This window comes from Paenibacillus radicis (ex Gao et al. 2016) (genome assembly GCF_014641555.1).
Taxonomy (GTDB): Bacteria; Bacillota; Bacilli; order Paenibacillales; family Paenibacillaceae; genus Pristimantibacillus; species Pristimantibacillus radicis.
Map to the genome: position 1 here is coordinate 316,096 of NZ_BMHY01000003.1, position 11,226 is coordinate 327,321.

Sequence of the window (11,226 nt, forward strand, 5' to 3'; positions counted from 1 at the left end):
TGCTACTATGAACACCCGTCGTTCAACTGTTCCAACGGGAGAAATCATTTTATATGCATTCATGACGATTGTTTCGTTGTTGTGCATCATTCCGTTCGTCATCATTTTATCGAGCTCAATGACACGAGAAACGGACATTCTGATGCACGGCTACAACATTTTTCCGAAAAATTTCGACTTTACCGCCTATCGGTTCCTGTTCCAGCGTATGGACGTAGTACTGACCGGCTACAAGGTTACCAGTCTCGTCACCATCATCGGCACAGTTGCCAGCTTAATTATCAGCGCCATGATCGCCTATCCGATCTCGCTGCGCCGGCTGAAATATCGCCGTTTTATTTCCGGCTATGTGCTGATGACGCTCTTGTTCAACGGCGGTATGGTGCCTTGGTACATTATTAACGTCAAATATTTGCATCTCCATAACAACTTGTGGGCGCTCATTCTTCCATCCTTGGTGAATGGCTTCAACATATTCCTTATGCGCAACTACTTTTCATCGATACCTGAGGAAATGCATGAATCGGCTAAAATCGACGGAGCCAGCGAAGTGCGTACGCTTTTGTCCATTATTGTGCCGCTGTCCGTTCCTGTATTCGCGTCAGTCGGTCTATTCATTGGTCTTGCCTACTGGAACGATTGGTGGCTCGGACTGATGCTGATCGACAAAACCGAGCTGCAACCGCTGCAATTAATGCTGCGGACGATCGTATCCAATGTCGATTACCTCGCGAATTCCAGCGTGCTGTCGACAGGTACCGATCAGATGGTTCCTCGTGAGAGCGTTAAGATGGCGGCTACCATCGTTACGATCGGGCCGATCATTTTCCTCTATCCGTTCCTGCAGCGTTACTTTGTCAAAGGTCTTATGATGGGCGCGGTCAAAGGTTAATCGGACGCCCCGCCGGATGGGCATTATCGGACATTTGCTCTGATGTGATGCCCATCCCCAACTTTCGGCTTGATCGGCAGCAGCCGTGAAGCACATAATAAATAAGAATGAACAGGGGGATTTCACATGAAGATCAACACGAAACGCATCGCAGCCGGCTTACTTGCTATCGTCATCGCTGTATCACTGGCCGCTTGCGGCAGCAGCAACAACGAATCCGGCACCAAAGGAACAAGTAACAAAAATGAAAGCGCTTCGAAAGACGGACAATTGAAGCCTGTAACACTCCGCTTCTACTTCCCAGGCGATAAGCCGCAAGCTACAGACGAAGTATGGCAGTACGTATCCGAATTGACGAAAGACACGCTGAACGCCAAATTCGAAATCAACTATGTCAACTGGAATGACTTCAAGAACAAAATGAAGCTGCTCCAATCATCCGGTGACAACTATGATCTGAACTTTGACGGCAACTGGCTCGACTTCCCGAATGCGATGAACCGCGGCGGCTACCTGGACATCACCGACCTGCTTCCGGAATATGCGCCAACGTTGTACAAACAATACACGGACAACAACCTGCTTGATCCAATTAAAGTCAATGACCGCGTCTATGCGGCTCCATGGACAATTAAGAAAACTAGCAAGCCGATCGTATGGTACCGTGGTGATCTGGCAGCCAAAGGCGGTTATGCGAAAGATAAAGTTGAAACCGTAGAAGACCTGGACGCTATGCTTCATGCGATGAAAAAGGCAGATCCTGCGATTCTTCCGATTTCGTTCCGTCCAGACAACTGGTTCGGCGATATCAGCCGTGTTTTCCAAGAGAAATATGGCTATGAGGATCTGAACTTCCACGGACTTGTTGTTAAAATCGATGATCCAAAACATACCGTAATTCCTTGGGAGCAAACAGAAGCATTCAAAGAATACGTTACGTACATGAAAAAATGGAACGAAAACGGCATCATTCCAAAAAACCTGCTGGCTACAAAAGGAACCGAAGGCGATTTCGGCGCGGGTACGATGGGCGCGGCTATCAACCAAATCGACGGCGGTATTCTCGAAAATCCGAACACGTTCAAACCGCAGATTGCAGAGAAAGGCGCGGTCAAAGTATGGTCCGAGTTCTATCCGGACAGCAAATGGGTTCTTGAATCGCCTCTCGGTAACGCAGTCGCAATCAACAAAAATGCTTCGAATCCAGAAAGAGCGATCATGTTCCTCGAGCAGCTGACAACGAACGAGAAACTGTATGATGCTGTTATGTATGGTATTATTGACAAAACGTACAAAGTTGACGGACGCAAAGTATCCTACATGGACGGCCAAGGCAATGGTCAGCCAACGAACTATCTCGACTGGGCGGGTCAATGGGGTTTCTGGCGCACAGAGTTCCAGAAGGAAGACTCCTCCCGCACAGCTAACTACTACAAGCAGTACGATGCATTCATCAACCGTCCGAACAACATCGTCTCGACGATTAACTACTTCGTTCCGGACCAAGCGAGCATCAAGACGGAGAGCGCGAAGCGTGAGCAAATATTGAGCGAGCTTGGCCTGCTCTTGATGACAGGCATCAACATTAAAGACGTCGACAAAGATGTCCTTAACTTCATTACGAAAGAGAAAGATGCGGGCACAGACAAAATCGTGACCGAGGTCCAAAAACAGTTGGACGCTTACTTGGCGAAGTAATCCGAACTGAATCGCTCCAAGCGTTCACGAAAACTTGCAGCGATCGCGAATGGCAGCTTTTTACTAGCCATTCGCGATCGTTTTTGTCTATACTAGTAAACGTGAATTGACAGCGCTTATATTGCTAGGGAGGGAGGCAAATCGATGTTTCAATGGCTCAGACTCAAGAATAATTCCTTATTCGTTCGTACTCTCTTATCTTTCACGATTCTGGTCATGATCGTCATCGTGACCATTACATTAATCTTTTCCAACTTATATTCCACGACGCTGTACAACCAGATCTCCCGCGAGCAGGTGAAGGGTCTGGAAATGTTGAGCGAAAATATCGACAATCTGTTTAAAGAGATGGACCAGATCTACTTGAATCTTGAGATCAACATAGACATCGAGCTCTTCTTGTCTTCCCGATCCCATGACGCTTTAGGAACCAACAAAGCCCGGCTTCAAATATCCAACATCCGTCAGATCAATCCCTACATCCAGTCCATCTTCGTCTACAACTCCGTCCTTGACGAGTTTATCGTCGAAGGCGAGCCAGGCTTTGATGTGGACAGCTACTTGAAACGAGATGCTTCATTCCAGAAAAGCGTGAACGACTCGCGTACCATTTATTTGACCCGTTTGAAAGAATCGGAAGTGACCCCGTCCTTCCTTACTGATAAAAAAGCAAAATACATCATTAGCATGGAATATACGAACCGCAGCGTAAACGGTGAGCAGCAGACCGTTATCATTAATTTGAACGATGACCTGCTCGTCCGCGATTACTTGTCCAAGACAGGCGATCTTCTGATGCTCGTCGATGTGGACGGCAATACGATCGCGCACAGCAATATTGATGAGATTGGGCAAAACATCAAGGATACCCCTTCGTTCCAAGCTGCGAGGAATTCAATTGCGGAGTCGGGCGATGTCATCAATAAACAGGGAAATGACCGCACGTTGACTACGTTCGTCATTAACCGGACGACCGGCTGGTACGTTCTCGGGTCTACGCCCTATCAAAGCCTGATACAGCCGATTCAAGACAAACGGAATGAACTGCTTGGCGTATGTCTTTCTATTTTGTTGTTATGCCTGGCGCTGATTTTCCTTATTTCGAAAAAGCTATACAATCCCGTACAACGACTTACGGAGTTATTCAAAGGCTCACAGTTCAATGTCGGCAGCACTGCCTCGAGCGACATTTCTTTAATTAGTCAGGTTTACACGGAAACGCTGCAGCATATGCAATCGCTTGAGAACAAAAATCGCGACAGCCAGCAGCTCATGAAGAACAACTTCCTCCGGCGGAAGCTGACAACGGATGAATCCGAGGGCGTGACTAGCCAAAGTACAGACGACTTTAAGCTGCGCATTGATTTCGACCGGCTGCTGCTCTGCTCCATTAAGATTGACGGATATTCGCAGTTGGATGGGCAAAGCGCAATGGTGCTCGAATCCGTTCTGCTCCAGAGCGTGACAGAGCTGTTGAACGATGAGTTCCGATACGAAGCGCTGCAAATGCCCAAGGGTGAAATCGTACTGCTCATCAATGAATCAGAGAGCGTCGAGGACGGCTTCCCTCATTTGCTAGCCAAGCTGGCTAGCGTCAAAGATTCAATTGCAGTAACGTTGGACATCACCGTTACAATTGGCATCAGCAGCCCGATCGACGCTTGGGGCGATTGCCCGAACGCTTACCTTCAAGCTCAGGAGATGACGAAGCAACGGTTCGTACTGGGGTTAAACCGAATTATCTATCCGCAATACGTGGAGGAGATGCTCGCGCATAGCTTCGACCTCCCTACCGAGATTGAACAAAGCCTGACGGCCGCGATCAAGCGCAACGACCGGGAACGGTTCGTGGAAGGCTTGGAAAATATGGCTGCTCTGCTGCGGGGATACGTCCATGCAGATGCGATGCAGGCGCTGTTTCACGTGCTGCTCGTCTGCATTACGCAGATGAATCAGATGCTCAATGACGAGAATAAGAAGCTGGGGATGCGGTTCGGTGAGCTGAACCTCATCTTCACGGAGATGGAGACGCTGGGCCAAGCGAAGCACTGGCTGCTGACTCAGTTCGATGAGTACCGGAAAAGCCTCGAGAACATTCAGCATCTCAAGGAAAATAAATTTTACCGTAAAATTGAAGAAACAATTCAATACATCCAGAACAACTATTCCGACAGCAACCTGAGTGTTGAGATGCTCGCCGAAGTCGCGGGCTATACGCCCAACTACTTCTCCAAGCTATTCAAGGAGATGACCGGCATCAATTCCGGCGAGTACATCCGCAAAGTCCGTATCGGCAAGGCGAAGGAACTGCTGAAGAACGACGAGCATAAAGTAAGCGACGTAGCGGAAATATGCGGCTACGTCAACAGCAGCCACTTTTACTCCGCATTTAAAAAGGTCGTCGGGATGACGCCTTCGGCGTATCGGGAGTTTGCGCTGGCGGAGAAGGAATAGGGAATGTGAAAAGGCTGGAAGCTCTCTTGAGAAGAGCTTCCAGCCTTTATCGTGTTATTTATAATGCGAAGTTGTTAGCGGAACAAATACGGTGCCCCCGCTAGAAATACTGCCTTCAACAAACAATTCTTCAACTCCGCCAACGTTAACCTCAATCGTTGTCAAGCCATCCTCTGCTTTAATAAGCTCAACTTCTTTTAAGATAATATCTTTTTTAGTATCTTTAACGGTAATATTCTTAAGGTCGGAGCCGATAGCGGCAATTTGCAGTTGAAGTGTTTGATACTGTTTATTAGGATGCAGCATAAAGTTCACGCTGCGGTCTCCAGTACCATTATTGAAATAGGCCTCTTTGTAATCCTTGCCCTTATAGGAAGTGAAAGCCGGGTCTTTCGTGTAATACATATCATCGAAGCCAACAGACAAAGCCGTGCCTTCGACCTTCTCTCCAAAAATAATCGTTTGTGTGGCTTGGTCATAATCGACGGCTACACCTAGTGCATCCGCTATCGCCCTGGCTGGAACGTAGTTGCTATTTTTGTACTCGATAGGTACGATTGCACTTCCTTTAGCATCCTTTAGCTGCACGAGCGTCCCATTTACTTTAACTTTAACACCGGGATTCAAGTAGGCTTTAATTTCTTGCAGCTTTGTCGCCGCATATGCTCCAGTGCTCATACTTGCCAAAATCGTTACTCCTAAAATTGCGGCCATCGTTTTTTTCTTCAAACTTCATCTCTCCCTAATATATGAAAATAGATGAAAATATATGAATACTATACTTTGGAAATAATGAATATACAAGTTAGAAAAGCACTAATTACAACGAAAGGGCGACCCCAAGATCGAAGCTACTTAACTATAATCTTCAATGACCAATATTTTGTCTTCTTGAATTTCAAATACAGACTTCCCCTGAAGCTGAAGCTTTTCTCCTTTTTTCAATCCATTGGGTAAATCTGCCGACAATATGGCCTCATAATCAATTTGCACCTCGGCTTTGCCAGCAATAGCGCTATAATGAGTGATCGTTTGGCGCCGGCTAGAGAAAATCCCTGCAGACTTTTCCGCCAATCCCTCAAATTCCAGTATCCCTCTGGTCTCCGTGTCCATTTCGCCATTGGAATAATTTCTGAACAGGACTCTCTCATGCAAGAGCCTAAGCATACCTTCAATATCAAATATACCTCTATTCTATTTAACTCAGCCTGATTCCTTTATTCGCCGGATGCCTTGCAACACTTGCTCCTTGACACTCTCCCGCAGCGAGTAAATGACCGGTGCCGAAGGTATGTCGAATTTCAGATGAGAATGGGGAATTTCCGTCAGTATGGTGCCAATTGGGCTGCCTTGCTTGTCATAGATTATGTTCCAAAATATTCTGGATCTGTTGTCTTCCGTACCCCATTTCTCAAGAGAGTTACGGAAAATCAAGCGCTTGCCGATAACGAAATCATTCTCATTGAGCTTCTCCATCGTGCTGAAGCCGGCATCCTCCAGCTGCTCGAATACGAACGGCATAAGCTGATCCAAATAAAGTCCATAGGCCGCATCTTCAATTTCAGCAAAAGCAGCCGTCAATTGCTCATGCATCGATTCGTACAAAGACCTCCACTCAGACTCGATATAACGGTTCGCCACCTCACTTATTTCTTCAATCGCCATGTCTTCGCGGAAAATCGTGGACCCTTTCACCATATCCAAAAACCTCCTTCTCTTCATTTCGAATCCATTGTACTACTCGTAAGCAAATTAGAAGGTTATGCACAATAAGAGAAGGAATATCAGCTGTTTTCATTGAAAACCTTGTAAGGAAGTTTAATCTTTAAAAATGTGGCGGGGAGAGATGACAAGTTGACGATGCGTCCCAAAAAACTGGCGGAGAGGTTCCGGATCAGCGCCAGTACGATAAGGAATTACGAGGCTAAAGGCCTAATCCCTCCAACTGAACGGTCACCAAATGGATATCGCATTTATACGGACTTGCATGCAGCCTATCTGTCGTGTATCCAAGCCATGGCCCAGCCATTCGGAATGGAAGTGACTGCTGAGGTTCTTCGTTGTCTCCATCAAAACAAACCGCAATATGCAATGTGGATCATCAGGGAAAAGGAAATCGCTTTGTACGAGGAAAAAGAGAAATTAGAGAGGTTAATCGAGGATATTCGAGTTTACTCTATCGAAAGTAAAGCTTGGTGTGCCGATAAACTCTTCACCATCAAAGAAGCATCCGAATTGACGCAGATTCCCAAATCTGCGATCCGCTACTGGGATCAAGCTGGATATGTAAGGGCCGATCGGGATCCTGCCAACCATTATCGTCGATACAGCGGATCTCATTTGCTAAAAATCAGGTTGATTCAAATGCTGCAAAGCACTGTGTATTCAGAAGAAACGGTGAATTTCAGGCAATCTATCGCTGCGGTAGAACATACTGATCTGCAAGCGCTCGTGAATGTGGCTGAGAATATCAGGGGTTATTTGGATAAGATCCTCGAATCTCAGATGCGTGGGATATTGAATTTATATGAGTTAATTCAGTTTACAAAAGCTTAGGATCATTCAACCTCTCTCGGATGGACGTAACGACTTCGAACAATGAAATTTTCAGCCTGCGCGGTAGAACGTCTTTTTTGCAAGCTATTGACAGAAAGGTCCAAAGAGGGCTGAGACAGATTACTTGCTCCCAACCTGTCTCAGCCCTCCCATCCGTGCCCGACGCGATTTTTCGAGTTCTTACTAGCGACAATGCCGATTCGCTCTCTTCATAAAGAAATATATAGTCGAACTAATTAAATTTGTCACTACTAAGAGAAGTTATCGAAAAGTATTAATTACTCTGTTCCACTTAGATTACTGCGGGGATACGTTCATGTAGGCACGATGCAGGCACTGTTTCATGTGCTGCTTGTCTGCATCACGCAGATGAATCATATACTTATTGATGAGAATAAGCTGGGATGCGATTCGGAGAGCTAAACTTAATCTTCATGGAGATGGAACTATCCAACCATATTACTCGTCACCTTATTCTTGAGTCTAATATTTCCGGATTTAAAGTTAAAGTATGCATAAAGTACAACATAAAACCAAAGTATGTAGTAAAATATACCTATCAATATCTTCTATTATTTAGTATAATTATCACAAAATAATCTAGGAGAGATGTTTAATGGTTGCTACTAGTTTTTTAATCAGCGTGGGTAGTTATTTGCTCGAGAAAACTGGAGATTTGATTTTCAATCAATTAGGCAAGAAAATAACCCAAACAGAATTAGATCAAAAATTCAAAATAGCTCTTACTAACGCAACAGCAATAATTCAAAATAGATATCCTGAGGCATTGGGTGGTAGCTTAGATTTCTTTTTCAAAGATAAACAACTACTAGAAGAATTACTAAAGCTGCTATTTAGAAAATCAATTATAAATCATTCAGTAATTGAAGAAAAATTTGATCTTCAGACCCTGCCTCCTAATTTTTTATCTGAATTTGTTACTACCCTTAAAGATGAGTTACTAAAAGATCACGTATTCGATTTAATACTTAGTAATAATGAAATTTACTTTATGATTATTGGTATAGATTCTAATTTAAATAAAATAGCTCATTCCACAGAATTATCTCTTAATGAGCTAAAAAAAATAAGAGAAACGATACAAGAAAAGATAGCTGATAACTTCTCTTATGATAACTTTTTTGAGAATTACAAAAAAATTGCTTTAAACAACTTCAATGAAGTTAATTATATTGGATTAGGTCTATCTCCGGATATTAGAAGAGGAATGAAAAAACTTAATGATATTTATGTAAAGCCAGAGTTCACATTAAAAAATTATAGTGTATCTACTGAGGAAGATAATTTTCTTGAGAGGGAAATGAGAAATACAACTATTGATTTTAAAGATATTTTCACCTCATCATCGAAAAATATTGTAATTTTAGGTGATCCTGGAGCTGGTAAATCAGTTTTGATTAAATATATCATTTGTTGCTTGCTTGAAGGAAATACGAATGAATTTGAATATTCTGAATCTCTTAATGGGTTACCTATCAGAATTGAGCTTAGAAAGTATTTATCACAAAAAAAGTCTTCTAGCACCAATTTTACTCAATATATATCATACCTTCTTGAAAAAGAATTTAGTGTCGTTAACTTCTCAGAAGTCCAATTAAAAAGAATACTAGATACTCAATTAACATTAATTTTCTTTGATGGTCTAGATGAAATTTTCAATGAGGATGAAAAATATGATGTGAAGAAAGATATTGAAAACTTTTTAATCACATATCCAATGAGTAAGGCAATAGTTACATCAAGGTATATTGGATATGAAGAAGTCAAATTGGATTCAGACATATTTATTGAACTATCAATGAAGGAATTTAATGATACACAAATTAAAGAGTATGCAACAAAATGGTATCAATGTGAAGCTGTTCGTGATGAAGTTGCAAAACAAGAAATTCAGTCTTTTCTTGAACTGAAAGAAGATATCGATGAGGAATTGATCGCAAATCCACTTCTTTTATCATTAATCATGATTCTTTATAGAAACAACGGTCGTTTACCACACTCAAAATTAGAGATATATAGAAGTTGTACTCGAACCCTTGTTGAGAAATGGGATGAAGTAAAGAAACTAGAAATAGATATAAAAGTTAAAAACAGAAAAGATAGTATTTTCGCTAATCTAGCCTTTTGGCAATATGAATCCCTTAGTAGGAATAAAGATAACGTAGGGAATGGTAATATTACATACACTTTAGTTAAAGATGAAGTTTCTAGAATCATTCAAAACAAGTTAAAATTAACTGATGACGCATTTGAATCTAGTAGATGGGCAGACGAGTTTTTAGAATATGCTAAAAATAGATCGTTGTATTTTGATAATAATTTCACTCACAAAACATTCTTGGAGTACTACACTGCTTTTTGGATTTATCAAAATAGTGATCTAAAGGGTGACTTCACACAAAGAAACCAAATAATAAATCAATATATTGGAAACCCATATTGGCATATAGTTATTGAATTGTTAATCAATTTAATTGATGAGAATCAGCCTGACACTGACATTATTGATAATATTTTAACCGAAAACATATCGAATAATAATGATGCTTATTTATTTTTTCTAGCGATAGTACACAAATTAAAAAATGTAAATGAATCGCTAATATACGATTTAGTCAAGAAATCTATTGAGATCTGTCTATATAGTTTATGGGATAAACCCATAACCTCAAAGTTATTTAGAAGGCTTACTAGTATTGTTAATCACGACAAGTACAGGTATATGATTGAAAAAATACTAGGCGAGATTATATCTAATGAATCTTCAAATGATAAGCTTTTATTAAATATATCATTATTTCAAGTAGAGATGAACTTATTTACTCAAAGAGATATTCAAATCAACTCTATTACATTAAACGCCGATTTATATGAAAACGATAAGTTCTTATATTTATTTTATAATGACATTACTAAACTCGATACTATTATTGGATTTATTAAAATTTTTGGAGTTGATGCTATTAAAACACCTTCTGTAAGTAAATACGGAGGGGTACATTTGTTTAAAACCTTAAATTATTTCTTTGAAAATATAACGACAAGTTCAAAGATTGATGAAAAAATTGTTGAAATTGTCACTCTTATTGAGAACGGAATTGATTTAGATACAATAAAAAAAGAACTATATTTAGTAGGAGACAAAGCAAAATTATTAGAGGATAAAAATATTGATTTGATTTTGTCAAACATAAAAAAAATTGAAAGCAAATTAGATTATATTTCTGCATAGTCTATACAATATTTTGCTAGCTTATTTAAATAAAGCCTTTCCTTAAAAAGAAAACCTTAGAAAAGTAAAGGGATCATGTTTCATGGTTTAGCTAGGTTACCCGATCAGGAGCAACCTAGCCACATCTGCCTGAACATGATCCCTAACCCTCAACAACAACTATTTTAAATGATAAAATATAAAACATGGAAGCTAAACGTCGATGTAGGATATTTGACAAAACTAAATTTGTGACAACTTAAGCTCTAATGTATATTTTAGTAAACTTCTTTGTTATGGACTGAGTGCTGGTTGTCCTTACTCTTACTCTTACTCTTACTCTTACTCTTACTCTTACTCTTACTCTTACTCTTACTCTTACTCTTACTCTTAC

8 protein-coding genes are annotated in these 11,226 nt (G+C 41.3%); 5 read left to right on the forward strand and 3 right to left on the reverse strand.

Translation table 11 applies throughout. From position 1 onward, the window contains the following. Window positions 1-7 precede the first annotated feature (7 nt). The 3 genes from IEX98_RS10060 to IEX98_RS10070 all read left to right on the forward strand — a co-directional run bounded on the left by IEX98_RS10060 (window position 8) and on the right by IEX98_RS10070 (window position 5,044). Window positions 8-892, forward strand: coding sequence for a carbohydrate ABC transporter permease (locus IEX98_RS10060; protein WP_188888839.1), 885 nt, complete (start codon window positions 8-10; stop codon window positions 890-892). A 126-nt stretch (window positions 893-1,018) separates the two neighbouring features. Further along, window positions 1,019-2,590 (forward strand): extracellular solute-binding protein, encoded by a 1,572-nt coding sequence (locus IEX98_RS10065; protein WP_188888841.1) that lies wholly within the window; start codon window positions 1,019-1,021, stop codon window positions 2,588-2,590. A 144-nt stretch (window positions 2,591-2,734) separates the two neighbouring features. Beyond that, entirely contained in the window at window positions 2,735-5,044 is a 2,310-nt protein-coding gene (locus IEX98_RS10070) for an AraC family transcriptional regulator (RefSeq protein ID WP_188888843.1), read from the forward strand. A 54-nt stretch (window positions 5,045-5,098) separates the two neighbouring features. Here IEX98_RS10070 and IEX98_RS10075 read toward each other — a convergent pair whose 3' ends face one another. The 3 genes from IEX98_RS10075 to IEX98_RS10085 form a co-directional block, all read right to left on the reverse strand. Further along, window positions 5,099-5,773 carry a stalk domain-containing protein gene (locus IEX98_RS10075; protein WP_188888844.1) on the reverse strand — a complete coding sequence of 225 codons (675 nt, stop codon included), beginning with the start codon at window positions 5,771-5,773 and terminating at the stop codon, window positions 5,099-5,101. A gap of 126 nt (window positions 5,774-5,899) precedes the next feature. Continuing rightward, window positions 5,900-6,211 (reverse strand): nuclear transport factor 2 family protein, encoded by a 312-nt coding sequence (locus IEX98_RS10080; RefSeq protein ID WP_229692077.1) that lies wholly within the window; start codon window positions 6,209-6,211, stop codon window positions 5,900-5,902. Window positions 6,212-6,247: 36 nt separating this feature from the next. Further along, on the reverse strand, window positions 6,248-6,742 hold the full coding sequence (locus IEX98_RS10085; protein WP_188888846.1) for a DUF6022 family protein: 495 nt from the start codon (window positions 6,740-6,742) through the stop codon (window positions 6,248-6,250). Window positions 6,743-6,904: 162 nt separating this feature from the next. On the opposite strand from IEX98_RS10085, the gene IEX98_RS10090 reads away from it, so the two are divergent. Both IEX98_RS10090 and IEX98_RS10095 read left to right on the forward strand, forming a co-directional pair. Then, window positions 6,905-7,600: a MerR family DNA-binding transcriptional regulator gene (locus tag IEX98_RS10090; RefSeq protein WP_188889337.1), complete on the forward strand. Its 696-nt coding sequence runs from the start codon at window positions 6,905-6,907 to the stop codon at window positions 7,598-7,600. A gap of 616 nt (window positions 7,601-8,216) precedes the next feature. Next, on the forward strand, window positions 8,217-10,853 hold the full coding sequence (locus tag IEX98_RS10095; protein WP_188888848.1) for an NACHT domain-containing protein: 2,637 nt from the start codon (window positions 8,217-8,219) through the stop codon (window positions 10,851-10,853). Window positions 10,854-11,226: the final 373 nt, after the last annotated feature.

What these genes read in the sequence shown, in the direction of transcription:
- IEX98_RS10060 (WP_188888839.1), top strand. Translation starts at nt 8, where the DNA reads ATGAACACCCGTCGTTCAACTGTTCCAACGGGAGAAATCATTTTATAT.
- IEX98_RS10065 (WP_188888841.1), top strand. Translation starts at nt 1,019, where the DNA reads ATGAAGATCAACACGAAACGCATCGCAGCCGGCTTACTTGCTATCGTC.
- IEX98_RS10070 (WP_188888843.1), top strand. Translation starts at nt 2,735, where the DNA reads ATGTTTCAATGGCTCAGACTCAAGAATAATTCCTTATTCGTTCGTACT.
- IEX98_RS10080 (WP_229692077.1), bottom strand. Translation starts at nt 6,211, where the DNA reads ATGCTTAGGCTCTTGCATGAGAGAGTCCTGTTCAGAAATTATTCCAAT.
- IEX98_RS10085 (WP_188888846.1), bottom strand. Translation starts at nt 6,742, where the DNA reads ATGGTGAAAGGGTCCACGATTTTCCGCGAAGACATGGCGATTGAAGAA.
- IEX98_RS10090 (WP_188889337.1), top strand. Translation starts at nt 6,905, where the DNA reads ATGCGTCCCAAAAAACTGGCGGAGAGGTTCCGGATCAGCGCCAGTACG.
- IEX98_RS10095 (WP_188888848.1), top strand. Translation starts at nt 8,217, where the DNA reads ATGGTTGCTACTAGTTTTTTAATCAGCGTGGGTAGTTATTTGCTCGAG.